Raw genomic sequence first — 23,465 nt, 5'->3', positions numbered from 1 at the left:
ACCTGGACACCCCATGGACAACAACAATAAGCCCACAGGTATATCGTCATGAATGCAACCTCCTCCATTGCCACCCGCCGCTGGTGGTACATCATGCCCATCGTGTTCATCACCTACAGCCTGGCCTATCTGGACCGGGCCAACTATGGATTCGCGGCCGCTTCCGGCATGGCTGATGACCTGGCCATTACTCCAGCCATGTCGTCGCTACTGGGTGCCCTGTTCTTTCTTGGCTATTTCTTCTTTCAGGTGCCTGGCGCGATATACGCTGAAAAGCGCAGCGTAAAAAAGCTGATCTTTTGGAGCCTGATCCTGTGGGGCGGCTGTGCCACATTGACCGGCGTAATTCCAAACGTACAAGCCCTGATTGCGATTCGCTTCCTCCTGGGCGTGGTTGAGGCAGCGGTCATGCCGGCCATGCTGGTTTATCTCTGTCACTGGTTTACCCGTGCGGAGCGCTCCCGGGCCAATACCTTTTTGATCCTGGGTAATCCCGCAACCATTCTCTGGATGTCGGTCGTCTCGGGCTACCTGGTGCATACCCTCAACTGGCGTTGGATGTTCATCATCGAGGGCTTTCCCGCCATTATCTGGGCCTTTATCTGGTGGCGCCTGGCCGATGACCGTCCCGCACAGGCCAAATGGTTGAGCACTCAGGAAAAGCAGGACCTCGAGAGCGCGCTTCAGGCTGAACAGGTGGGTATGAAACCCGTCAAGAATTACCGGGAGGCCTTTCGCTCGCCCAAAGTCATTCTGCTGTCTGCCCAGTACTTCTGCTGGAGCATTGGCGTATATGGGTTCGTGATCTGGTTGCCGTCTATTCTGAAGCAGGCCGCTCAGCTGGATATCGTCGAGGCTGGCTGGCTATCCGCCCTGCCCTATCTGATGGCGGTCCTTGCCATGCTGGCGGTCTCCTGGATGTCCGACAAAACCCTCAATCGCAAACGGTTTGTCTGGCCGCCGCTACTGATCGCCGCCCTCGCTTTCGCAGGGTCGTTCATGCTGGGCACTCAGCATTTCTGGTGGTCCTACACCTTGCTGGTTATCGCAGGTGCCTGCATGTACGCGCCTTACGGTCCGTTCTTCGCCATCGTGCCCGAGATCCTGCCTAGCAATGTGGCGGGTGGGGCCATGGCGCTTATCAACAGCATGGGAGCACTGGGTTCCTTTGTTGGGTCCTACATCGTGGGTTATCTGAACGGTGTTACCGGTACCCCTGCTGCCTCCTATGTCTTCATGGGCAGTGCACTTCTCGTCTCTGCCGTGCTGACCATGCTCCTGCGTTCCGCTCCTACTGCCAGCCAGGAAACAGCCAAGAACGCACAGCCAATGCGTACGGCCACCTCTCACTGAACAGGACTGCTCATGAAAAAGCGTGTCATTGCCTACAAGAAACTCTCACCCGCGCTGACTGCTCGCCTGCAGGAAGCAGCTGAGCTGACCTATGTCGATGTAACCGGTAAGCACGGTCTGGCACCGCTGGAAGACGCCCTGCCAGACGCGCACGGCCTGATTGGTTCCAGCGTCAAACTCAACGCTGAACTGCTGGACAAGGCACCTCACCTAGAAGCCATTGCTAGCGTATCGGTAGGCTACGACAACTATGACCTCGATTACCTTACCCGCCGCGGCATTCTCTTGTGCAACACCCCGGATGTACTGACGGAAACTGTCGCTGACACAGCTTTCGCCTTGATCCTGTCGACCGCCAGACGTGTGATTGAGCTTGCGAACTATGTCAAGGCGGGAGACTGGCAGGCCAGCCTGGGGGAACCCCTCTTCGGCAGTGATGTTCATGGCAAGACGCTGGGAATAGTAGGAATGGGCCGGATCGGATCGGCGATTGCCCGTCGCGGTCACTTTGGCTTTGGCATGCCTATCCTCTACAACAGCCACTCCCCCAAGCCGGATATCGAACGGGAGTTCGCCGCACAATACCGCTCCCTGGACCAACTACTGAGCGAGGCGGACTTTATTTGTGTCACCGTACCGCTAAGCCCTGAAACAACGCGGCTTATCGGGGCGCGGGAGTTCGCGTTATTAAAACCGGAAAGCTTTTTCATCAACATCTCCCGAGGCAAGGTGGTGGATGAGAAGGCCCTGATCGACGCGCTTCAAAAGCAGCAGTTCAAAGGTGCCGGTCTGGATGTCTTCGAAAAGGAGCCGCTTCCGGCAGATTCCCCCCTGCTGAACCTGCCCAATGTGGTCGCTACACCCCATATCGGTTCGGCAACCCATGGCACGCGCGAAGGCATGGCACGCTGCGCGGTCGACAATCTGCTGGCTGCCCTGTCAGGTAAGCGCCCGCCTGATCTGGTCAATCGGGAGGCGTGGGAACGACGTAGCCAGTGAAGGTGAATCCACCTCGCGAGCGGCTGTCCAATGTCTGTCGATTACATGAGGGAAACCACCATGGCTGCAAATAAAGAAGAAATTGCCGAACTGCTCCAGCAAGCCCGTATGCAGGCTGGCAAAGCGGCCGATCAAGATCAGCCTGCTTATTACCGGGATGCCTTCGAGGCACTTGCCCAGGCGATTGAAAAGCTGGCAGAGGCTGCAGGCGAGTCCCACCATGACAAAGTGGTTCGCGCCGTTGAAGAGTTTCAAGGAGATGAAGGCATCTGAATACCCTGCCAGACCATCCAAACGCCCGGATCATCCGGGCGTTTCTACATTCGAAACGCACCTTTCATCACACAACCGTCATCCTACTTTCACAGCGTGGCAACCTCTGCGACCTCTCGTCGCACCCATGAAACATAGCGAAGCCTTTCCCTGTCGGACCTTGGGTAGGCACCTTGAATGGGCCTAAGCGAGTTGCTTGAGGGCAACTCACCCTTTCACGTCCCAACAGGAGAATGAAATGGTTGATGTAAACAGCATTAAAGAACACGCCGAAATCGTAGGATCCGATGGCCAGCACGTTGGCACAGTCGATCACCTGGAAGGCACTGATCGTATCAAGCTGACCAAGCAGGATCAGGATGCCAATGGCCAGCACCACTATATTCCGCTGTCTTGGGTGAAGTCTGTTGAAGGCGGCAAGATTCAACTGGTCAAGACGCGTGACGAAGCCGAGCGCTCCTGGCAGGCAGCCTGACCGGGTCATTACCGGTATGAGCGATTGCCGCTCATACCGGCCCCTCGATATTTCTTCCCAAACATGATGATAGGCCGCCTCTAGAGCGGCGAATGGCATACACTTCGGACCGCCACCGACGGACGATCATCATGAATCACAACACCACCCTTGTTTTCATCATTCTGTTTTCAGCCATGCTTATCACAGGCTTCGCCAGAAATCAGCATCCTGTCGGCTTGGCCCTGCTATGGGCAGGCACATTGGGCATGCTGGGCCTGATCATCGCCATCATTACCCGCGCCCTTTCCATTTGCAGCCCCCTTGAAGCTTTTTTCCGCCTCTGTTGAAACGTCCGGCTATCAGGCCACCCGCTCAGGCGACTGATGAGGCTGCAATGGCGGCGTTAATGGAGGCAGGCCATAGGCTGCACGCGCAGCATCGCACCGCTCGTTATGCTCACCATTGATCCATGAGGCTTCGAACTCACGGCAAGGGCTCGGTCGGCTCTCATACATGGTGCAACGCGTACCGCATCCTACATCGCCCAATAGGCTGACGCAGCGTGCAGGTTTGGTATCAGTACCTACCATCGCAACGTGGTGAGGAGTAACCCCCACCGTCAACTCATCCGGCACCAGACCACCGGCGGACCGGCATTCACCCCAGTAGAACGACACACGAAAAAACGCGCAGCAGGCACCGCAGTTAAGGCAAGGATTATCGGTCGACATGTTTGGCAGAACACCAGAAAAAACCGGACGAATGCCGGCGAGAGAAGCGTCATTTTATTCGCGGCAAAGCCGTTGTGAAGGGGGGTGAGAGAAAATTTAGTGCCTCTTGGACGATAGGCTGATAGCGTCTTTACCCATCAGTCACCCGCTTCCGGCTACCGCTTGGGTTTAACGCCTCAACAGCCTCCTACCCGGTGCTTTTTATCCGACGATACCGACAAATCCGGTAGAATTGCCGACCCTGTAAAACGACCCCGCGAGTGAATGACCTGTATGGAAAGCCTTTCCAACCATACGCCGATGATGCAGCAATACCTGAAGATCAAGCATCAGCACCCTGAGCAGCTGCTCTTCTATCGCATGGGTGATTTTTACGAGCTTTTTTATGATGATGCCAAAAAGGCGTCCAAGCTGCTCGACATCACACTGACTTCCCGTGGCGCGTCGGCAGGCAAGCCTATCCCCATGGCGGGCATCCCCTTTCACTCAGCCGAAGGGTATCTGGCCAAACTGGTCAAACTGGGTGAGTCCGTAGTCATCTGCGAGCAGATCGGCGATCCGGCTACCAGCAAAGGCCCCGTGGAGCGTCAGGTCGTCAGGATTCTTACGCCTGGCACAGTCAGTGATGAAGCCCTGCTGGATGAGCGACGCGATAACCTGCTCGCCGCCATTCTAGGCGATCACAAACTGTTCGGTCTTGCGGTCCTGGACATCACCAGTGGACGCTTTGTTGTTCAGGAGCTATCCGGCTGGGAGCCGCTCATGGCCGAGATCGAGCGACTCAACCCGGCCGAGCTGCTTATTCCTGATGACTGGCCGCAGGGTCTACCTATCGAAAAGCGCCGCGGACTTCGCCGTAGGGCACCCTGGGACTTCGACTGCGACACGGCTGTTAAGAGTTTATGCCAGCAGTTCGGTACGCAGGACCTCAAAGGGTTTGGCTGTGACAAGCTCAAACTGGGCATCGGTGCGGCTGGTAGCCTGCTGGCCTATGCCAAAGAGACGCAGCGTACTGCGCTTCATCACCTGCGCAGCCTGCATCACGAGCGCCTGGACGACACGGTCATTCTGGATGGCGCCAGCCGCCGCAACCTGGAACTGGATACCAATCTCTCCGGCGGCCGTGAGAATACACTGCAATCGGTGGTAGATCGTTGCCAAACGGCCATGGGTAGCCGCCTTCTGACTCGCTGGCTCAACCGCCCCCTGCGCAACCGCAGCGTCATCCAGGCGCGCCAAGACGCCATTACCTGCCTGTTGGAGCAATACCGCTTCGAACAGCTGCAACCTCAACTGAAAGAGATCGGCGACATAGAACGTATCCTGGCCCGAATCGGACTGCGTACGGCTCGCCCGCGGGATTTGGCCCGTCTGCGTGACGCGCTCTCGGCGCTCCCCGAATTACAGCACGGCATGCAGGATCTGGTAGCGCCTCATCTCAACGACCTGGCCAAAAGCATCCAGACCTATCCCGAACTGGCGGATACGCTTTCTCGCGCTGTTGTCGACACTCCGCCAGCAGTCATCCGCGATGGCGGCGTCATCAAGCGCGGCTACGATGCCGAGCTGGACGAGCTACAGACTTTGAGCGAGAACGCCGGGCAGTTTCTGATGGATCTCGAAGCACGGGAAAAGGCTCGCACCGGTCTTTCCGGCTTGAAAGTTGGCTACAACCGCGTCCATGGCTACTTTATCGAGCTACCCCGGATGCAGGCTGAGCAGGCACCAGCTGACTATATTCGCCGACAGACGCTCAAAGGGGCCGAACGCTTCATTACGCCTGAATTGAAAGCGTTTGAAGACAAGGCCTTGTCAGCCCAGAGCCGTGCACTGGCCCGTGAAAAGGTCCTGTATGAAGCCTTGATCGATAGCCTCATCGAACAGCTTGCCCCCCTTCAGGACACCGCGGCGGCCTTGGCCGAGCTTGATGTACTGAGCAACCTGGCCGAACGTGCACTGAACCTCGACCTCAATCGACCGAGTTTTGTCGATGAACCCTGCCTGGAAATATCACAGGGCCGTCACCCCGTTGTGGAGCAGGTGCTGGATACCCCGTTTGTAGCCAACGACCTGAACCTGAATAACGATACGCGGATGCTGATCATTACCGGCCCGAACATGGGCGGTAAATCCACCTATATGCGTCAGACCGCTCTGATCGTTCTCCTGGCACATATCGGTAGCTTCGTACCGGCAGCGGCGTGCCGCCTGTCCCTGGTAGACCGCATCTTTACCCGAATTGGCTCAAGTGATGACCTGGCAGGCGGGCGCTCGACCTTTATGGTCGAAATGAGTGAAACCGCCAACATCCTGCACAATGCCAGCGAGCATAGCCTAGTCCTTATGGATGAAGTCGGGCGAGGTACCAGTACCTTCGACGGCCTGTCATTGGCCTGGGCCGCGGCCGAACAGCTGGCCAAGCTGCGGGCCTACACCCTGTTTGCAACACACTACTTCGAGCTTACGGTTCTGCCAGACAACGAGCCGGTAGTAGCCAACGTGCACCTCAACGCCACTGAGCACAACGATCGGATTGTCTTCCTGCACCATGTTCTGCCCGGCCCGGCCAGCCAGAGCTACGGCCTTGCGGTCGCTCAACTGGCAGGTGTACCTAGCCAGGTCATCCAGCGGGCCCGTGAGCATCTGGCGCATTTGGAAAAGACCAGTCTGTCCCACGAAGCCCCGAAAACGATCAGCCAGGCACCTCAACCCATGCAGGCCGATCTGTTTGCAGCGGCTACGCATCCGCTGTTGGATGAGATGGAAAAACTGAATCCCGACGAGCTGACGCCACTTAAAGCGCTGCAGCTTATCTATGAATGGAAAAAGCGTATCTGACAACCCGATGACGGGGATTGGCCTAATACTGCTAAAATCCCGCGCCTAGCCGCCTGAGGAGTTCTAATAATGACTTTTGTTGTCACCGACAACTGCATCAAATGCAAATATACCGACTGTGTAGAAGTATGCCCGGTGGACTGCTTTTACGAAGGCCCCAACTTTCTGGTCATTCATCCAGATGAGTGTATCGACTGCGCCCTATGCGAGCCGGAGTGCCCTGCACAGGCTATCTTCTCTGAAGATGAGGTACCGGAAAACCAGCAGGAATTCATAGAGTTGAACCGTGATCTCTGTGAAGTCTGGCCGAATATCACCGAGAAGAAAGAAGCGCTGGCCGATGCGGAAGAGTGGGACGGCAAGCCTAACAAGTTGCAGTACCTGGAGCGCTGATCAGGGCTTGAACCCAGCTGTTCAGGCGCTGCATTTGTTGCACGCATCTAAAAGGGCGAGCTAACTCGCCCTTTGTCTTTGTTTATTCATCTGCCGCACCACGTTGTAACTCGCTCTCTTTCTCCGCTGCCTAGAGCGTTAGCGAACCTCCCGTGACCCACCTCTGCCACCTCGTTATCACGTTGCCGATGGCTTTCGCGCGCCTATAAAAAAGCCCAACTCAACGTCGGGCTTTAGTGCCAATTAGAAGGCTTATTGAAACAACGAGTCGCTCGACAAGCCGTTACGCTCAAAAATCTCGCGCAACCGCTTTAGGGCCTCGACCTGTATCTGCCGTACCCGCTCGCGGGTCAGGTTGATCTCCTGCCCTACTTCTTCAAGCGTACAGCTTTCATGCCCGCGCAAGCCAAAACGCCGGACAACCACCTCACGCTGCTTGTCCGTCAACTCCGACAGCCATTGGTCAATGCTCTGGCTGAGGTCGTCATCCTGCAATAGTTCGCACGGATCGCTTGGCCTATCGTCGGTAAGCGTATCGAGAAGCGTCTTGTCTGAATCAGGCCCCAAAGACACATCAACAGAGCTGATCCGTTCATTAAGTCCCATCATCCGCTTCACCTCCTCCACTGGCTTTTCCAGCAGACAGGCGATCTCTTCCGGCGACGGCTCATGATCAAGCTTTTGCGCCAGTTCACGGGCAGCCCGCAAATACAGATTAAGCTCCTTGACCACATGAATGGGCAGACGAATCGTCCTCGTCTGGTTCATGATGGCACGCTCAATGGTCTGTCGGATCCACCAGGTCGCATAGGTTGAGAAGCGGAAGCCACGCTCAGGATCGAATTTTTCTACCGCGCGAATCAGCCCCAGGTTGCCTTCCTCGATCAGATCGAGCAGGGACAGCCCCCGATTCACATAACGGCGAGCAATCTTCACCACAAGACGAAGGTTGCTCTCGATCATACGGCAGCGGCCAGCGGGATCTCCCTTTTGCGCCAATCGCGCAAAATGAACCTCTTCCTCAGGAGAAAGCAGTGGAGAGAAACCGATTTCATTGAGATACAACTGAGTCGCATCGAGCGCCCGGTTGTAATCGATATGCTTGGTTTGCTTGGACGTACGTGATTGAAGTGCTTTAGGCGCATCACCCAGTAGCTGTGATGCATCAAATGACCCTTCTTCGAATGAGACGGAAGTTTCCAGCAGGAGCACTTCGTCACTCATGTCAAACTCGGGTTCTTTTTTATTAAGCGCCATGATCAATGTCCCTTGCTTGAGTTCGACAACAAGCCCGGGCGTGATCAATCCCCCTGATTACGCCTGAACCCGTCCCCCTAGCGCTGGAACGGGTCAGACAACGAGTCAACGATTTGGCAAATATTGCAGAGGATCTACGGGTTTACCCTGCCGGCGAATCTCAAAATGCAGCTTCACCCGGTCGGTTCCTGTAGAACCCATCTCGGCGATTGTTTGCCCGACCTTGACCTGTTGCCCCTCCCGAACCAGAAGCCTGCGATTATGACCGTACGCACTGACGTAGGTTTCGTTGTGCTTGATGATGATCAGCTCACCGTAACCCCTTAACCCATTGCCTGCATACACGACGGTTCCACCAGAAGCCGCCAGAACAGGCTGTCCCAAATCTCCGGCTATATCAATGCCTTTATTCAAACTGCCGTTCGAGGAGTACCGGGAAATCAGTGTGCCCTTAGTGGGCCAGGCCCAGCCTGCAGAAGTCTTGGCAACCTCGACAGTTGGTGTAGTCGCCGGAGGCGCGGTTACCGGCGGAGGCGTAGCCGGAACGCTCTGCGTTACGGGTGGAGAGGTGGGTGCAGGTGTAGCCACAGGCGTGTTCGTACTAGCCGGAGCGGTGGAAACAGGCGCAGACGACACGGTTTGTACGGGTCTTCGAGGGGTAGTTGCGACCGTACTGGAGCTGCTGCCGCCAAAGTTGATTTTCTGGCCAACATGGATGACATACGGTGAAGAAATACCGTTATGAGCAGCAAGGCTTCGCCAATCCCATCCATTACGGGAGGCTATAGCGTAGAGGGTATCCCCCCGCCGAACGGTATATTGTCCTTTTGTAACACGGTATGTATTTGCCGAACCACCGGAGCGATCAACGACCTGTACACCTCGGGATGAGGAGCTGGAGCATCCTGACAAGACGAGACTTAGCATCAGAGCCACTACCAAGCTGATCCCACTACCGTTGCGAATCCCTCGCAGCCGGGCCTTAAGAAGCCTCACTCCTTCCCCCTTAGAAAGCTTGTACGTCAACGCAAGCCGAATTGGCCGCTGTATTGACCATTGCCAATGCTATCGTTCCCTGACGAAGGGGTCAGGCCAACGGTCCATTCAGAAGTGGAACAAAGCGCACAGAATCGAGCACTTGACGTGAAAAACCTTCTTCCTGGCGTTCGATCAACAGTAATTGCTGCTCTTCGCCCTCGCCTACCGGAATCACGAGACGTCCACCCGGTGCCAGCTGATCCAGCAAGGCTTGAGGCACTTCACGAGCCGCCGCTGTTACGATGATGCCGTTATAGGGAGCCAGGGCTGGCCAGCCCTCCCACCCATCTCCCCAGCGAAATACGACGTTGCGCACATTGAGTTCGACCAGGCGCTCTTTGGCTCGGTCCTGCAGCGACTGAATACGCTCAACAGAGAACACACGCTCAACCAGTTGGGCCAGCACCGCAGTCTGGTAGCCGGATCCCGTACCGATCTCCATGACCTTGTCCAGCGGACCGGCCGCCAGCAGCAGCTCGGTCATGCGAGCCACCATGTACGGTTGAGAAATGGTCTGGTTATGACCAATGGGCAGTGCCGTATCTTCATAGGCACGGTGCGCCAGGGCTTCGTCGACAAACAGATGACGGGGCGTGCGTCGAATTACTTCCAGCACCTGCGCATTGGACAGGCCTTCCTCATAAAGCCTTTGAATGAGCCGTTCGCGAGTCCGCTGCGAAGTCATGCCGATCCCATGACGCTGCATATGCTCTTGCCCCTGATTCATCGAAACATCTCCTCTAGAACAGCCAGTCCGGCAAACCCTTCATGGAAGGTCCGATCCAACTGTAGCGGCGTAATCGATACGTAACCTTGCATCACCGCATGAAAATCCGTGTCCGGGCCGCTGTCTTCAGCATCACCCGCGACTGCGATCCAGTACCCTTCCTTACCCCTGGGATTAACGTCCCTGACCGGAGGCTTGGCACGTGCACGATGGCCCAACCGGGTCAGCCGCACCCCTTTAATATGTTCAAGCGGCAGGTTGGGTATGTTGACATTCAGCACCGTACGCGGCGGTAGATCGAACTGCGTATGGGCCTCGACCAGCTGCCGGGCGATTTGCGCGGCCGCCGGAAGATTATCCGGAAGCCGTGACAAGAGCGAGAAGGCAAAAGCCGGACGATCAAGAAAGCGACCTTCCAGTGCCGCTGCCACCGTTCCCGAGTATAGAACGTCATCGCCCAGGTTGGCGCCCAGGTTGATACCTGATACGACCATGTCGGGCGTATGCTCCAGCAGACCGTTGATGCCCAGATGCACACAATCGGTAGGCGTACCGTTTATACCAATATAACCATTAGGCAACCGTTGTGGATGCAAGGGACGATCCAGCGTCAAGGCGCTGCTGATTCCACTCATATCCGTCAATGGCGCTACCACGGTGCACTCGGCATAGTCGTCCAGCGCCGCATGCAAGGCAGCAATGCCGGGTGAAAGAACGCCGTCATCGTTGGCAATCAAAAGTCGCATGGAGTATCCGTCTGTCCTGCCGTGGCCAGCGAGACGAGCTCACGCACTACAACGGTAGCAAAGCAGCCAGCCGGCAAGACGAAATCAAGTTGCAGAATGTCAGGCTCGGGATAATGCCATGACAAACCGTTAATAGGGAGGCGAAGAATGCGCCGTTCATGCCGAAGCCCCGCATCAGCAAGCCAGGCGGGCAATCCGGCCGCATCGGCGGCTACACCCTGTTCTTCCTGTTGGACTGCGCCACCGGCAGGTGAGTCACCTTCTCCCCAAAGCGGGCCGGTAGGGTGAAGGTCAAGGGCCGCCAGCCGGGGGTCGGAGCACTCTGCCTCCCCCGCAGGGAAAAAGCTGCGGCTGTCAGTGAAGGCCAACAGATCGCCAACCCTGGCCACATTCCAGCTTCCGGCGGCAACACGTTGCGCCAATACCTGATTGAACAGGTAGCTACGCGCTGCGGACAGTATGCGGGAACGGCGATTACGCTGTTCGGGCAGCGTGCCCTGCTGTGCGAAATGCCGCGCCTCGTCCAGGTTGCCACCCTCGTACCCGAAACGTTGCAGTCCGAAGTAGTTCGGTACGCCTTCAGCGGCTATCTTGCTCAGCCGCTCCTCCAGCTTATCTCTGTCAGCCGCCAGCTCGGTCAGCCTGAGCGTGAATCCATTGGCTGCGTGAGCGCCGCGCTGAAGCTTACGGCGGTGCCTGGCCCGCTTCAGGATGCACAGGGCATCGCCTTCAGCAGCGCTGAGCTCAGGGTCGGTCTTTCCTGGAAGATGCAGGCTGAACCATTGACGCGTGAGCGCCTGTCGATCCTTGAGCCCTGCATAACTGATGGCCCGTAGCGGAACACCAGCCGCGCGCGCCAAACGACGTGCAGCCTCCTCTGTGTTGAGGCCTCGCTTCTCGACCCAAAGCCAGAGATGTTCACCCTCGCCTTCCAAGGGAATATCGAGCACCTCGTTCACCTGAAAGTCTTCGGCAGTCGCCTTCAATACAGCGGTACCACAGGCCGGTCCATGAGCCGTCGGGCCTAGCAGTTCGATTTCAGTCATACCGGAAGCAACAGCGCTACTGCATGCACGGCAATGCCTTCCTCACGCCCGACAAATCCCAAGCGTTCTGTAGTGGTTGCCTTTACATTGACCTGATCAAGCTCAACCTGCAGATCTTCTGCAATCACACGACGCATGGCATCGATGTGAGGGGCCATCTTGGGAGCCTGAGCGATAATCGTGGCGTCGACGTTACCAACCTTGAAGCCCTTTTGCTGGACCAGACCCAACACATGACGTAGCAATGCTCGGCTATCGGCACCCTTGAACTGCGGATCGGTATCTGGGAAGTGCTTACCGATATCGCCCAGTGCAACCGCTCCCAGCAGGGCATCTGCCAAAGCATGCAGAACGACGTCACCATCCGAGTGAGCAACCAGTCCAGAAGTGTGGGGAATCTGTACACCGCCCAGCGTGATGAAGTTACCTTCACCGAAACGATGGACATCATAGCCGTGGCCAATTCGCATAAATAAAAACGCCCTGAAGGATCAGGGCGTCAATTCTACCGGGGTAATCCGTAAACGTCGCCGTTACCGAACACGCAAGTTCGATCAATCGATCAGCGCACGGGCATGATGACGCAAATGATCCTCGATAAAGGTGGCAACGAAATAGTAACTATGGTCATAACCTGGCTGCAGACGCAGGGTCAAGGGATGACCGACACGGGTAGCTACCTGCTCCAATGCCTCTGGTTTGAGCTGCTCGGAAAGAAAGCTATCCTGCTCCCCTTGATCCACAAGAACAGGTAGTCGTTCCTGCGCTTTTTCCATCAGTGCACAGGCATCCCACTCAGCCCAGGTGGAACGGTCTTCCCCCAGATAATTGGAAAACGCCTTTTGCCCCCAAGGACAATTCATCGGATTTACGATAGGTGAAAAAGCCGAAACCGAACGATAGAAACCAGGATTACGCAAGGCGCAGACCAAAGCACCATGGCCTCCCATCGAATGGCCGCTTACGCCACGCTTCTCTGACACCGGGAAGTTTGCCTCGATGACAGCAGGCAGCTCCCTCACAACGTAATCATGCATCCGATAGTGTTTGGCCCAGGGCTCGCGAGTGGCATTTAGATAAAAGCCCGCTCCCAGTCCAAAGTCCCAGGCACCTTCAGCATCATCGGGCACGTCCGGACCACGAGGGCTGGTATCCGGTGCTACGAGTAACAGTCCTAACTCAGCAGCTACTCGATGCGCGCCAGCCTTCTGCATGAAGTTCTCATCGGTACAGGTCAGCCCTGACAACCAGTACAGGGCTGGCAGCTGTGTTTTCTGCTCAGCTTGAGGAGGCAGATAGACAGCAAAAGTCATCTCACAGCCCAGAACCGTCGACCGATGCTTGTAGCGCTTGTGCCAGCCGCCAAAAGACTTCTGGCATGAGACCAATTCCAGCGTATTGCTCATGGATAGCTCCTTATGGGCAGAGACAGGCCCGACGTTGCAAGACGCCGGACCCATGCATGATCAATAGTGGATAACCGTACGAATGCTCTTACCTTCATGCATCAGATCAAAGGCATCGTTGATCTTGTCCAGCCCCATGGTGTGGGTAATAAAGGTATCCAGCGGAATTTCGCCCTTCTGGGCCTTATCGACGTAGCCCGGTAGCTCGGTGCGACCTTTGACGCCTCCGAACGCACTGCCCCGCCATACACGCCCCGTAACCAGCTGGAACGGACGTGTACTAATTTCCTGACCAGCGCCAGCGACACCAATAATGACCGACTCACCCCATCCCTTGTGGCAGCATTCCAGTGCAGCACGCATAAGCTTCACGTTACCCACACACTCGAACGAGTAATCCACGCCGCCATCCGTCAGCTCGACTATCACTTCCTGGATAGGCTTGTCGTAGTCGTTGGGGTTGACGAAATCCGTAGCCCCGAGCTGCTTGGCAATTTCAGCCTTGGTAGGGTTGATGTCGATGGCGATGATACGTCCCGCCTTGGCCATGGTCGCACCGATTACCGCTGACAGGCCAATACCACCCAAACCGAAGATGGCTACCGTAGCGCCCTCTTCCACCTTGGCAGTGTTCAGTACTGCACCGATCCCGGTAGTAACACCACAGCCGAGCAGGCAGACTTTCTCCAGAGGCGCTTCCTTGGGAATCCTGGCCAGCGAGATTTCCGGCAATACCGTGTACTCAGAGAACGTGGAAGTCCCCATATAGTGATAGACCGGCTGGCCTTTATAAGAGAAACGGGACGTGCCATCCGGCATGAGCCCCTTGCCCTGGGTAGCGCGAATGGCTTGGCACAGGTTGGTCTTGCCGGACAGGCAAAACTTGCACTTGCCACATTCCGGGGTATACAGCGGAATGACATGATCACCTACGGCAACGGACGTCACTCCCGGACCAACCGCCTCGACGATACCGCCGCCCTCATGCCCAAGGATCGCAGGAAAAATACCTTCCGGATCAGCGCCGGACAGTGTGTAGGCATCGGTATGGCAGACACCTGTCGCCACGATACGAACCAGCACCTCGCCCTCTTTAGGCGGGGCAACATCTACTTCAACGATTTCAAGGGGCTTGTTAGCCTCAAAAGCAACAGCAGCTCGTGATTTAATCATGGAGGTCGTCATCCATCTGGTGATACGGTACGTCTAGTGTATGAGCTTTGATTTAGTTAATAATCCAACGTACTGCAAAATATTATTGCCATACAGGGATAATCATGAGCGCCTGGGAAGGCTTGGATGAGTTCGTTGCGGTTGCTGAAGCAGGTCATTTCAGCTTGGCCGCCGAACGGCTTGGTGTTTCCTCATCCCATGTCAGCCGACAAATCGCCCGACTGGAAGAACGTCTGCAGACACGCCTGTTCTATCGGAGCACGCGCAGTGTCGTACTGACCGAGGCCGGACAGACCTTTCTTCAGCATTGCCAACGCCTGCAGGATGCTCGCGAGGAAGCACTTCGGGCCGTCAGTGATCTGTCCAGCGAGCCCAAGGGATTGCTGCGCATGACATGTGCAGTGACCTACGGGGAGCGTTTTATCATCCCCTTAGTGAACAGCTTCATGGCACTGCACCCGCAATTGCGTCTGGAAATAGAGCTTTCCAACCGGACGCTGGATCTGGTCCAGGAAGGCTTCGATCTGGCAATTCGCCTGGGCCGGCTAAACGATTCTCAACTCATAGCAACCAAGCTTGCGCCTCGCATCATGTACCTTTGCGCTGCGCCACGCTATCTCGAGCGCTTCGGCGCTCCCCATGCCCTGTCAGAACTGGCACGGCATAACTGTCTGATCGGTAATAGCGATGTTTGGACCTTTCAGGAAGATGGACGGGAAATCCCCATCAAGGTTGCAGGAAACTGGCGTTGCAACAGCGGCCAGGCCGTTCTGGATGCGGCACTCAGAGGCTTTGGTCTGTGCCAGCTGCCGGATTACTACGTGGCTCCTCACCTGACACGAGGGGAGCTGGTCTCCCTGCTGGAAAACCGGCAACCGCCCAACACAGGCGTATGGGCGCTGTATCCACAGCGGCGCCACTTATCCCCGAAGGTCAGGCAACTGGTGGACTACCTCAAAAGCAATCTGGTCACCTATCTTCAGAGCTGACGCGAGAGTTGCCAGCGGAGACGCCATACGTCCAACGGTTGGAACCCGCCGTTGCCGGGCTCGTCGTACCTATATGGAACATGAAAGGGTCATGCTCCAAACAGTCGAATCCCAGAGGTCAGAACGGCACCGCATTCTTGAGCATTCTGCATCGATACTTTCAAAGCGATGTGAAGCCGAAAGCGGATACGTTCTGCCTTGCCAGATTCAGCGAGGAGCCGGCTCTGCCTGGCCTATACCAGGTGCCACGCTCATTCGTAGTTGACGAACCCTCCATAACCATAGCGAGGAAGCCGCCATGTACGGACCCATCACCAAAGCAACATTGGCTGAACTAATGGAAAAGCATGAGCCGCCATGCCTATCGATTTATATGCCTACCCATCGGAGCTTCCCAGAGCGCACGCAGGACCCGATCCGCTTCAAGAATCTGGTCCGCGACCTGAGAGCCTCTCTGGAACAGCAATTCCCCGACGCTCCCAGCGATACGCTACTCAAGCCATTCGATGAATTGGTTGATAACCGCGACTTCTGGAATCACACCCGTGATGGTGTCGCCGTCTTTGGTGGCAAAGACTATTTCATGGTTTATCCGTTGCAGCGCAAGGTGCCTGAGGTAGCCCTTGTTAACTCTCAGCATTATCTAAAGCCCATTCTTCGTATTGCTCAGTCAGCAGATCGTTACCAGATTCTGTGCTTGTCTCGTAATCAGGTACGCCTCTTTGAAGGCAACCGGGACGTATTGGATGAAGTTGAGCTGGCGCCTGAAGTGCCCCGCAATCAAGATGAGGCATTAGGTTCAGAACTAACGCCCAAGGATCAGATTGGTAACACCAACGGCTTTGGTGGAGCGAGCGAGCGTGGCGACCCCATGATTCACGGCTCTGGTGGAAGTGGTAAGCAAGAGCAGATCGATATCGACTGTGAGCGCTTTTTTAGAGCTGTCGACCGAGCCATTACTGAACACCACTCCAAACCTTCCGGACTGCCCCTTATTTTGGCTGCGCTCCCGGAAAATCAGACCGTTTTCCGTCATGTCAGTCACAACCAGCAGCTTTTGGAAAAAGGTATTTCTATCGGCCAGGGTGCCTTGGATACAGAAATGCTGCGCCAGCAAAGCTGGAAGCTCATGGAGCCTATGTACTTGAAACGCCTGAATGGCATTCTTGACCAATACGGCGAATCCCGTGGCCAAGGCTTGGCCTCCGATCAACTGGAAGAAATTGGAAAAGCTACTGCTGAAAGCCGTGTAGCCATGCTGCTGGTAGAGGCTGATCGCCAAATACCCGGGCTGCTTGATCGGGAAAGTGGCGAGTTGCATCCCTCCAAACCCGCTGGAGCTGAAACAGCTGATGTGCTGGATGAGCTGATCACCTACGTCATGGAACATGGCGGCGATGTGGTCGTCGTACCCCGTGAGCGTATGCCGTCCAAGACGGGGGCAGCGGCAGTGTATCGCTTCTAAAGGGTCAGGTCGTGGGCGTCGGTTCGTGCCGGCGCTCATGCCAAAGTTGCGTCAGCCAAACCAGATCCTCAGGCCGCGTAATCTTGATGTTATCACTTCGCCCTTCTATCACGCGGGGTCTATAGCCCGCCCACTCCATAGCGGAGGCTTCGTCCGTGATCATGACGCCAGCAGCTAATGCATCACTAAGCGCTTGTCTCAGATGGCCCAATCGAAACATCTGAGGTGTATAGGCCTGCCAGATGACACTGCGATCTACTGTCACCTCAACCCGGCCATAAGGGTCGACACGCTTTAACGTATCCTTGACTGGAATAGCCAGTAATCCCCCAACCTCATCATCAGCCAGCTCCTGCAATAGCCGATCAATGTCGCTCTGAGCCAGATTAGGTCTTGCTGCATCATGCACCAATACCCAGTCAAGATCAGATGCGCCGCAGGCTTCCAGACGCATAAGGCCGCTCAGTACAGAGTCGGCACGTTCCTTCCCACCAGTAGCCCGGGTAATCCGATTATCCGTAGCGCAGGCAAGACCAGGCCACCATCTGTCATCAGCCGCCAGGCTAACGACTATGCCCTGCAGGGAAGCATGATCCAATAACGCAGAAAGCGTGTGCTCAATGACCGTTCGGCCCGCCAGATCCAGATATTGCTTGGGGCGATCCGCTCGCATGCGCGAACCGATACCCGCTGCCGGAATAACGGCCCAGAAAAGAGGTAATGAGGTGTTTATCATTTGGACTGCAGGTAAAGGGTCTCACCCTCTCTAACCATACCGAGCTCATGGCGAGCCCGCTCTTCAACCGTCTCCATGCCCTTTTTCAACTCAGCAACTTCCGCCTCGAGGATCCGGTTGCGTTCAAGCAGCTGCTTATTTTCCTCATCCTGACTGGAAATCTGCTCACGCAGCTCTTTTACCTGCGCCAAACTGCCATCACCTACCCACAGGCGATACTGCAGGCCGGCTAATGCAATGATCAGGACAGGAAACAACCAGTAAGGGCTACGCATTGGCTTTACGGTTCAAAGCAACAAGTTAAGTAAGCTAATGAGAACATACTTAAAACAAGAGCAGGAAGGAAATGATGCCTATATCGATAAGCGACACTTCAATCCTGCTCTTTTAACACATCATTTCGCAACAGCGGAGCGGCTTGCGCCGCTCACTGTGAACTCAGCTACGAAATTCGGCACGTCCACGGTACGGTGCTTTTGCACCAAGCTGCTCTTCGATACGAAGCAGCTGATTGTACTTGGAGACCCGGTCTGAACGGCACAGTGAGCCGGTCTTGATCTGCCCTGCCGCAGTACCCACGGCAAGATCAGCAATCGTTGCGTCTTCGGTCTCACCCGAGCGGTGAGAAATAACTGCCGTATAACCAGCAGCCTTGGCCATCTGGATGGCTTCCAGCGTCTCGGTCAGAGAACCGATCTGGTTGAACTTGATGAGGATGGAGTTACCGATACCTTTCTCGATCCCTTCCTTGAGAATCTTGGTATTGGTCACGAACAGATCGTCACCTACCAGCTGCACCTTGTTGCCGATCTTATCAGTCAACGCCTTCCAGCCAGCCCAGTCAGACTCATCCATACCATCTTCGATAGAGATGATCGGGAAACGCTCGCTCAGACCCGCAAGATAATCTGCAAAACCAGGAGCATCGAATATCTTGCCTTCGCCAGACAAGCTGTACTGACCGTTTTCATAGAACTCGCTGGAGGCGCAGTCCAAGGCCAGAGTTACATCCGTGCCCAGCTTGTATCCGGCCTTTTCAACCGCTTCGGCAATAGCGCCTAGGGCATCTTCGTTGGAGGACAGGTTCGGGGCAAAGCCACCTTCATCGCCCACGGCAGTATTCAGGCCACGCGCCTTGAGAACCGCCTTCAGGTGATGGAATATCTCAGCACCCATGCGCAGGGCATCAGCGAAGCTTTTTGCGCCAACCGGCTGAACCATGAACTCCTGGATGTCGACATTGTTATCGGCATGCTCGCCGCCGTTGATGATATTCATCATCGGAACCGGCATGGAGTACTGACCGGGCGTGCCGTTCAGCTCTGCGATATGGGCATACAAGGGCAGATCCTTATCCTCGGCGGCCGCCTTGGCAGCTGCCAGGGATACCGCCAGAATGGCATTGGCGCCAAGCTTGGACTTGTTCTCGGTACCATCGAGCTCGATCATCGCTTTGTCGAGCGCTTTCTGATCCGATGGGTCCTTGCCAAGAAGAAGATCGCGGATCGGGCCGTTTACATTACCAACGGCTGTCAGAACACCCTTGCCCAGGTAACGGCTCTTGTCGCCATCACGCAGTTCCAATGCCTCACGGGATCCTGTGGATGCACCAGAGGGCGCACAAGCCCTGCCGACGATACCGTTATCAAGAATCACCTCGGCTTCCACGGTAGGGTTACCGCGGGAATCCAGAATTTCCCGGCCTTTTATGTCGACGATCTTTGCCATTGTTATACGCTCTCCATGGTTCTGGTCAGGTGCAAACTGCACCTTCGGCTTCTTATTTGGAACTAAGTTCAGCGGAGCATCAGGCGGTTTCGATTGGAGTGAACGACTTCACCAGTTCATCCAGTGCCTTTAGCTGAGCCAGGAAGGGCTCCAGCTTGTTCAATCGAAGTGCGCAAGGGCCATCGCACTTGGCACTGTCAGGATCAGGGTGTGCCTCCAGGAACAGACCTGCCAGTCCCTGACTCAAACCGGCCTTGGCCAGATCGGTAACCTGTGCACGACGGCCACCAGCAGAATCGCTGCGACCGCCAGGCATCTGCAGGGCATGGGTCACGTCAAAAATGATCGGGTAGTCGAACTGCTTCATGATGCCGAAGCCCAGCATGTCGACTACCAGATTGTTATAACCAAAGGACGTGCCACGCTCGCACAGGATCAACTGATCATTACCCACTTCCTCACATTTCTTCAGGATATGCTTCATTTCCTGAGGCGCGAGGAACTGGGCCTTCTTGATATTTATAACGGCATTGGTCTTAGCCATGGCGACTACCAGATCCGTCTGCCGGGACAGGAAAGCCGGCAGCTGGATGATGTCGCATACTTCTGCAACCGGTGCCGCCTGATAGGGCTCATGGACGTCCGTGATAACCGGTACATTGAAGGTCTTCTTGATCTCTTCAAAGATCTTCATGCCCTCTTCCAGGCCTGGGCCACGGAAAGAGTTGACCGAAGAACGGTTGGCCTTGTCGAAGCTGGCCTTGAAGATATAAGGGATACCCAGCTTTTGCGTTACCTTCACGTATTCTTCGCAGATCTGCATCGCCAGATCGCGAGACTCAAGCACGTTCATTCCGCCAAACAGCACGAACGGCTTGTCGTTAGCCACTTCGATAGTACCGACACGAATCGTTTTCTGAGCCATAGTCATCAAGCCTTATTAGCGTATTTCAGAGCCGCATTCACGAAACCGCTGAAGAGCGGATGACCATCACGCGGGGTAGAGGTGAATTCCGGATGGAACTGGCACGCCACAAACCAGGGATGATCCGGCGCCTCGACGACTTCCACCAATGCACCGTCGCCGGAACGGCCAGTGACCTTCAGGCCCGCCGCCATGATTTCGGGCAGCAGGTTGTTGTTCACTTCGTAACGGTGACGGTGACGCTCAACGATTACGTCTTGCTGGTAGCAATCATGTACCAGTGTACCTGAAGACAATTGGCACTCCTGAGCTCCCAAGCGCATGGTGCCGCCCAGATCCGAAGCTTCTGTACGGATCTCGGTAGCGCCGGACGCATCCTGCCACTCGGTAATCAAACCAACCACCGGGTGCTGACCAGACTTGTCAAATTCGGTGGAGTTGGCATCGGTCCAGCCCAATACGTTACGGGCGAACTCGATTACCGCTACCTGCATGCCCAGGCAGATACCCAGGTACGGAATCTTGTTCTCACGTGCATACTGAACCGTGCGAATCTTGCCCTCTACACCGCGCAGACCAAAACCACCCGGCACAAGGATCGCATCAACGCCCTTGAGCAGATGGGTACCCTGCTGCTCGATATCTTCAGAATCGATATAGCGCAGATTGACCTTTGTACGGCTCTGGATACCGGCATGCGTCATCGCCTCGATAAGCGACTTGTATGCATCCAGAAGTTCCATGTACTTGCCAACCATGGCAATGGTTACTTCACGCTCTGGGTTGAGTTTGGCATCGACCACACGATCCCACTCGCTCAGGTCAGCCTGACCGCATTCGAGGCCAAAGCGCTCTACCACGAAATCGTCCAGACCCTGCGCATGCAGAACGGAAGGAATACGATAAATCGTATCCACGTCTTCCAGAGAGATGACGGCACGCTCTTCCACGTTAGTGAACAGCGCAATCTTGCGGCGGGAAGAACTGTCTACCGGATGATCGGAGCGGCAGATCAAAACATCAGGCTGCAGGCCGATGGAGCGCAATTCCTTTACCGAGTGCTGAGTCGGCTTGGTCTTGGTTTCACCCGCGGTTGCAATATAGGGCACCAACGTCAGATGCATCAACATGGCACGGCGAGCGCCGATTTCCACGCGCAACTGGCGTATGGCTTCCAGGAAGGGTTGGGACTCGATGTCACCTACGGTACCGCCGATTTCGACCAGCGCCACATCCGCATCACCTGCGCCCTTGATAATACGGCGCTTGATTTCATCGGTAATGTGAGGGATTACCTGAACGGTTGCGCCCAGGTAATCGCCGCGACGCTCCTTGCGCAGCACATCCATGTAGATGCGGCCGGTCGTGAAGTTGTTGTCCTGAGTCACTGTAGTGCGAATAAAACGCTCGTAGTGACCCAGATCGAGATCGGTCTCGGCACCGTCATGGGTGACAAACACTTCGCCGTGCTGGAATGGGCTCATAGTACCTGGATCGACGTTGATATAGGGATCCAGCTTGAGCATGGTGACCTTCAAGCCCCTCGCTTCCAGAATGGCGCCCAAGGAAGCCGAGGCAATGCCTTTCCCCAATGAAGAAACAACACCGCCCGTGACGAAGATGTAGCGCGTCATGAATTTTCCTAGAAATCTGTAGTTAGGCGGAAAGCCGCCGGGAAGCGAGGGAGGCCTAGAGGCCTCGGTTGAGCACGGTAATACTTCATGCCCAACGCACACCGGTTGTTACGTAAACAACAAGTGCGGTACAAGACGGGAGCGTAGTCTACAACAAAGTGCCTTTCAGCTCAAACGCTGGCCGCTCGTCGCAGGAACCCACTCGAACCGCCAGTGCTGATCGGCTGGACCACTGAGTCCAGACAGATTCGCAATGGCTATCAACTGCCCGTTACAAAACAGCAGCGGCAATCTGCCGCGCAAGAACGTCGGCACATGATGCTCATTCAGGAGCCGTTTGAGATCTCTGTGCCCGCGCCCAGGGACAGCCATGATTTCTCCTCCCTGACGATAGCGGACTTCAAGTGATCCCGAGGGCCGCTGACCAACGATATACACTTGTCCATTGCCACCCAACGCTACCTCCGACTCCTTTTCAGGCCACTGACAAGGCACACAGGCGGCGCCCAACCACTGATGCGGTAACCACCAGAGCCGTCCCGCCCCCCGATGTATCTCACCGCCTTCCAGTACCCAGACGGGACTGGCCGAGGGACTGGCATCCCGCAGTGCAACCCAGCCCACCCAATGATCAGTATCTGGCATACGGCTATATCGATCTAACCAGTGGCGAAGTGCGTTGCGCTGACGGTGCTCGCTCAGCTGCCTGATAATCTCAAGTTCGAGACTTGGAAGCGGCAACCAAGGAAATGCAGTAGCTGTCTGTGCGGCAGACAAGTCCATGGCAGCGCACTCTTCAAGAATAGCCAGCGCCTCGGTCATATGCCCTGCACTGCGGGCAACGCTGGCTGAAGCCTGCGGCCATCGTAAGCGCAGTCGAGTGAGAATCTCATGGCGCAGGAAGTTACGATCCTGAACAACCTGTATGTTACTAGGATCTTCCACCCACTCCAGCTTTTCCGCTAGGGCATAACGTGACAGTTCAGCTCGAGGAACAGACAGGAAGGGTCTTACCAGGCGTCCCTCAGCCATTGCACGCGAGGTCGCCATGGCAGACAAACCTTTTACCCCAGCTCCACGCAGCAGTCTTAGCAGCAGAGTCTCCGCCTGATCGTCCTGATGCTGAGCCACTAGCAGAACTTCATGCTCTCTAACGTGCCGCGCAAAGGCGGCATAGCGTGCATCCCGGGCCGCTCGCTCCAGGCTTGAATTCTGATCCACTTGTACATGCTCGACGCTCAAGGGAACCTGGAGCAGGTCACACATCTGCCGACAATGCTCCACCCACTCGTCAGCCTCTTTAAGAAGACCATGGTGCACATGAATCGCATGTAGCGACGGCACCTGCCTGCAGAAGGACAGCCGCGATAAAACATGCAGAAGAACCGAAGAATCCATGCCACCTGAAAATGCGATATGCCATCGCTTGGCATGCAGATAGGGCGTTAAGACCTTCAGGACGTTGTCAGCCAGAGGGGGAAGCGGGACATCAGAAAGGGACATGGCTGCCCATCAATGAATACACATTATTCATGTAAACAGCTTAGGCGT

24 protein-coding genes are annotated in these 23,465 nt (G+C 55.8%); 9 read left to right on the top strand and 15 right to left on the bottom strand.

Going from position 1 to position 23,465, the window contains the following annotated elements; translation table 11 throughout:
* Window positions 1-48: 48 nt before the first annotated feature.
* From AC4LF3_RS05385 to AC4LF3_RS05365, 5 genes are all read left to right on the top strand, one after another.
* Window positions 49-1,353, top strand: a complete 1,305-nt coding sequence (locus AC4LF3_RS05385; RefSeq protein ID WP_010797419.1) for an MFS transporter — start codon at window positions 49-51, stop codon at window positions 1,351-1,353.
* Between the two features lie 12 nt (window positions 1,354-1,365).
* A complete protein-coding gene (locus AC4LF3_RS05380) occupies window positions 1,366-2,352 on the top strand; it encodes a 2-hydroxyacid dehydrogenase (RefSeq protein WP_491834899.1) in 987 nt (328 codons plus the stop codon).
* Window positions 2,353-2,412: 60 nt separating this feature from the next.
* Complete coding sequence (locus AC4LF3_RS05375; protein ID WP_010797417.1) at window positions 2,413-2,625, top strand: hypothetical protein; 213 nt, start codon at window positions 2,413-2,415, stop codon at window positions 2,623-2,625.
* Window positions 2,626-2,863: 238 nt separating this feature from the next.
* Window positions 2,864-3,100 (top strand): DUF2171 domain-containing protein, encoded by a 237-nt coding sequence (locus tag AC4LF3_RS05370; protein ID WP_010797416.1) that lies wholly within the window; start codon window positions 2,864-2,866, stop codon window positions 3,098-3,100.
* A 131-nt stretch (window positions 3,101-3,231) separates the two neighbouring features.
* A complete protein-coding gene (locus AC4LF3_RS05365) occupies window positions 3,232-3,429 on the top strand; it encodes a hypothetical protein (protein WP_010797415.1) in 198 nt (65 codons plus the stop codon).
* Between the two features lie 12 nt (window positions 3,430-3,441).
* Here the strand turns inward: AC4LF3_RS05365 and AC4LF3_RS05360 are convergent, their stop codons facing one another.
* Window positions 3,442-3,813 (bottom strand): YkgJ family cysteine cluster protein, encoded by a 372-nt coding sequence (locus tag AC4LF3_RS05360; RefSeq protein WP_010797414.1) that lies wholly within the window; start codon window positions 3,811-3,813, stop codon window positions 3,442-3,444.
* A gap of 273 nt (window positions 3,814-4,086) precedes the next feature.
* Here AC4LF3_RS05360 and mutS point away from each other — a divergent pair, with 273 nt between their 5' ends.
* Window positions 4,087-6,651 (top strand): DNA mismatch repair protein MutS, encoded by a 2,565-nt coding sequence (gene mutS, locus AC4LF3_RS05355; RefSeq protein WP_491834898.1) that lies wholly within the window; start codon window positions 4,087-4,089, stop codon window positions 6,649-6,651.
* Between the two features lie 69 nt (window positions 6,652-6,720).
* The gene (gene fdxA, locus AC4LF3_RS05350; RefSeq protein ID WP_010797412.1) at window positions 6,721-7,044 is read left to right on the top strand and encodes a ferredoxin FdxA; all 324 of its coding nucleotides are present in this window, start codon (window positions 6,721-6,723) and stop codon (window positions 7,042-7,044) included.
* Window positions 7,045-7,296: 252 nt separating this feature from the next.
* Here the strand turns inward: fdxA and rpoS are convergent, their stop codons facing one another.
* The 8 genes from rpoS to AC4LF3_RS05310 all read right to left on the bottom strand — a co-directional run bounded on the left by rpoS (window position 7,297) and on the right by AC4LF3_RS05310 (window position 14,437).
* On the bottom strand, window positions 7,297-8,301 hold the full coding sequence (rpoS, locus tag AC4LF3_RS05345; protein ID WP_010797411.1) for an RNA polymerase sigma factor RpoS: 1,005 nt from the start codon (window positions 8,299-8,301) through the stop codon (window positions 7,297-7,299).
* A gap of 105 nt (window positions 8,302-8,406) precedes the next feature.
* Window positions 8,407-9,228, bottom strand: a complete 822-nt coding sequence (locus AC4LF3_RS05340; protein ID WP_491836250.1) for a peptidoglycan DD-metalloendopeptidase family protein — start codon at window positions 9,226-9,228, stop codon at window positions 8,407-8,409.
* 160 nt (window positions 9,229-9,388) lie between these two features.
* Window positions 9,389-10,024: a protein-L-isoaspartate(D-aspartate) O-methyltransferase gene (locus AC4LF3_RS05335; protein ID WP_167517287.1), complete on the bottom strand. Its 636-nt coding sequence runs from the start codon at window positions 10,022-10,024 to the stop codon at window positions 9,389-9,391.
* A 38-nt stretch (window positions 10,025-10,062) separates the two neighbouring features.
* A complete protein-coding gene (gene surE, locus AC4LF3_RS05330) occupies window positions 10,063-10,812 on the bottom strand; it encodes a 5'/3'-nucleotidase SurE (protein ID WP_010797406.1) in 750 nt (249 codons plus the stop codon).
* Window positions 10,800-11,858: a tRNA pseudouridine(13) synthase TruD gene (gene truD, locus AC4LF3_RS05325; RefSeq protein ID WP_074828125.1), complete on the bottom strand. Its 1,059-nt coding sequence runs from the start codon at window positions 11,856-11,858 to the stop codon at window positions 10,800-10,802. Before truD ends, surE begins: the two co-directional genes overlap by 13 nt.
* The gene (gene ispF, locus AC4LF3_RS05320; RefSeq protein WP_010797404.1) at window positions 11,855-12,328 is read right to left on the bottom strand and encodes a 2-C-methyl-D-erythritol 2,4-cyclodiphosphate synthase; all 474 of its coding nucleotides are present in this window, start codon (window positions 12,326-12,328) and stop codon (window positions 11,855-11,857) included. The genes truD and ispF overlap by 4 nt, the downstream gene beginning before the upstream one ends.
* A gap of 84 nt (window positions 12,329-12,412) precedes the next feature.
* Window positions 12,413-13,264, bottom strand: coding sequence for an S-formylglutathione hydrolase (gene fghA / locus AC4LF3_RS05315; protein ID WP_150347877.1), 852 nt, complete (start codon window positions 13,262-13,264; stop codon window positions 12,413-12,415).
* Between the two features lie 60 nt (window positions 13,265-13,324).
* Complete coding sequence (locus AC4LF3_RS05310) at window positions 13,325-14,437, bottom strand: S-(hydroxymethyl)glutathione dehydrogenase/class III alcohol dehydrogenase (RefSeq protein WP_434135819.1); 1,113 nt, start codon at window positions 14,435-14,437, stop codon at window positions 13,325-13,327.
* 104 nt (window positions 14,438-14,541) lie between these two features.
* Here AC4LF3_RS05310 and AC4LF3_RS05305 point away from each other — a divergent pair, with 104 nt between their 5' ends.
* On the top strand, window positions 14,542-15,426 hold the full coding sequence (locus AC4LF3_RS05305) for a LysR family transcriptional regulator (protein ID WP_083397954.1): 885 nt from the start codon (window positions 14,542-14,544) through the stop codon (window positions 15,424-15,426).
* Window positions 15,427-15,724: 298 nt separating this feature from the next.
* Window positions 15,725-16,891 carry a baeRF3 domain-containing protein gene (locus AC4LF3_RS05300; protein WP_434135817.1) on the top strand — a complete coding sequence of 389 codons (1,167 nt, stop codon included), beginning with the start codon at window positions 15,725-15,727 and terminating at the stop codon, window positions 16,889-16,891.
* 4 nt (window positions 16,892-16,895) lie between these two features.
* Here the strand turns inward: AC4LF3_RS05300 and ispD are convergent, their stop codons facing one another.
* The 6 genes from ispD to tilS all read right to left on the bottom strand — a co-directional run bounded on the left by ispD (window position 16,896) and on the right by tilS (window position 23,417).
* Window positions 16,896-17,627 (bottom strand): 2-C-methyl-D-erythritol 4-phosphate cytidylyltransferase, encoded by a 732-nt coding sequence (ispD, locus tag AC4LF3_RS05295; protein WP_122043241.1) that lies wholly within the window; start codon window positions 17,625-17,627, stop codon window positions 16,896-16,898.
* The gene (locus AC4LF3_RS05290; protein WP_010797398.1) at window positions 17,624-17,902 is read right to left on the bottom strand and encodes a septum formation initiator family protein; all 279 of its coding nucleotides are present in this window, start codon (window positions 17,900-17,902) and stop codon (window positions 17,624-17,626) included. The genes ispD and AC4LF3_RS05290 overlap by 4 nt, the downstream gene beginning before the upstream one ends.
* A 163-nt stretch (window positions 17,903-18,065) precedes the next feature.
* Window positions 18,066-19,355 (bottom strand): phosphopyruvate hydratase, encoded by a 1,290-nt coding sequence (gene eno / locus AC4LF3_RS05285; protein ID WP_434135816.1) that lies wholly within the window; start codon window positions 19,353-19,355, stop codon window positions 18,066-18,068.
* Between the two features lie 79 nt (window positions 19,356-19,434).
* Complete coding sequence (gene kdsA / locus AC4LF3_RS05280; RefSeq protein WP_019364450.1) at window positions 19,435-20,280, bottom strand: 3-deoxy-8-phosphooctulonate synthase; 846 nt, start codon at window positions 20,278-20,280, stop codon at window positions 19,435-19,437.
* A gap of 5 nt (window positions 20,281-20,285) precedes the next feature.
* A complete protein-coding gene (gene pyrG / locus AC4LF3_RS05275; RefSeq protein WP_019364449.1) occupies window positions 20,286-21,914 on the bottom strand; it encodes a CTP synthase in 1,629 nt (542 codons plus the stop codon).
* 165 nt (window positions 21,915-22,079) lie between these two features.
* Window positions 22,080-23,417, bottom strand: coding sequence for a tRNA lysidine(34) synthetase TilS (tilS, locus tag AC4LF3_RS05270; protein WP_491834897.1), 1,338 nt, complete (start codon window positions 23,415-23,417; stop codon window positions 22,080-22,082).
* Between the last annotated feature and the right edge of the window lie 48 nt (window positions 23,418-23,465).

This window comes from Pseudomonas sp. C2.3V, from assembly GCF_058536325.1.
The sequence above is the reverse complement of the archived record's forward strand: the minus strand, read 5'-3'. Positions and strand labels throughout refer to the sequence as shown.

Coding starts and splice junctions, on each gene's coding strand:
- fghA (WP_150347877.1), bottom strand. CDS start 13,264: ATGAGCAATACGCTGGAATTGGTCTCATGCCAGAAGTCTTTTGGCGGC.
- AC4LF3_RS05370 (WP_010797416.1), top strand. CDS start 2,864: ATGGTTGATGTAAACAGCATTAAAGAACACGCCGAAATCGTAGGATCC.
- rpoS (WP_010797411.1), bottom strand. CDS start 8,301: ATGGCGCTTAATAAAAAAGAACCCGAGTTTGACATGAGTGACGAAGTG.
- AC4LF3_RS05335 (WP_167517287.1), bottom strand. CDS start 10,024: ATGACTTCGCAGCGGACTCGCGAACGGCTCATTCAAAGGCTTTATGAG.
- kdsA (WP_019364450.1), bottom strand. CDS start 20,280: ATGGCTCAGAAAACGATTCGTGTCGGTACTATCGAAGTGGCTAACGAC.
- ispD (WP_122043241.1), bottom strand. CDS start 17,627: ATGATAAACACCTCATTACCTCTTTTCTGGGCCGTTATTCCGGCAGCG.
- AC4LF3_RS05300 (WP_434135817.1), top strand. CDS start 15,725: ATGTACGGACCCATCACCAAAGCAACATTGGCTGAACTAATGGAAAAG.
- mutS (WP_491834898.1), top strand. CDS start 4,087: ATGGAAAGCCTTTCCAACCATACGCCGATGATGCAGCAATACCTGAAG.
- AC4LF3_RS05340 (WP_491836250.1), bottom strand. CDS start 9,228: ATGCTAAGTCTCGTCTTGTCAGGATGCTCCAGCTCCTCATCCCGAGGT.
- AC4LF3_RS05385 (WP_010797419.1), top strand. CDS start 49: ATGAATGCAACCTCCTCCATTGCCACCCGCCGCTGGTGGTACATCATG.
- AC4LF3_RS05290 (WP_010797398.1), bottom strand. CDS start 17,902: ATGCGTAGCCCTTACTGGTTGTTTCCTGTCCTGATCATTGCATTAGCC.
- truD (WP_074828125.1), bottom strand. CDS start 11,858: ATGACTGAAATCGAACTGCTAGGCCCGACGGCTCATGGACCGGCCTGT.
- ispF (WP_010797404.1), bottom strand. CDS start 12,328: ATGCGAATTGGCCACGGCTATGATGTCCATCGTTTCGGTGAAGGTAAC.
- AC4LF3_RS05380 (WP_491834899.1), top strand. CDS start 1,366: ATGAAAAAGCGTGTCATTGCCTACAAGAAACTCTCACCCGCGCTGACT.
- fdxA (WP_010797412.1), top strand. CDS start 6,721: ATGACTTTTGTTGTCACCGACAACTGCATCAAATGCAAATATACCGAC.
- AC4LF3_RS05375 (WP_010797417.1), top strand. CDS start 2,413: ATGGCTGCAAATAAAGAAGAAATTGCCGAACTGCTCCAGCAAGCCCGT.
- tilS (WP_491834897.1), bottom strand. CDS start 23,417: ATGTCCCTTTCTGATGTCCCGCTTCCCCCTCTGGCTGACAACGTCCTG.
- AC4LF3_RS05310 (WP_434135819.1), bottom strand. CDS start 14,437: ATGATTAAATCACGAGCTGCTGTTGCTTTTGAGGCTAACAAGCCCCTT.
- AC4LF3_RS05305 (WP_083397954.1), top strand. CDS start 14,542: ATGAGCGCCTGGGAAGGCTTGGATGAGTTCGTTGCGGTTGCTGAAGCA.
- eno (WP_434135816.1), bottom strand. CDS start 19,355: ATGGCAAAGATCGTCGACATAAAAGGCCGGGAAATTCTGGATTCCCGC.
- AC4LF3_RS05365 (WP_010797415.1), top strand. CDS start 3,232: ATGAATCACAACACCACCCTTGTTTTCATCATTCTGTTTTCAGCCATG.
- pyrG (WP_019364449.1), bottom strand. CDS start 21,914: ATGACGCGCTACATCTTCGTCACGGGCGGTGTTGTTTCTTCATTGGGG.
- surE (WP_010797406.1), bottom strand. CDS start 10,812: ATGCGACTTTTGATTGCCAACGATGACGGCGTTCTTTCACCCGGCATT.
- AC4LF3_RS05360 (WP_010797414.1), bottom strand. CDS start 3,813: ATGTCGACCGATAATCCTTGCCTTAACTGCGGTGCCTGCTGCGCGTTT.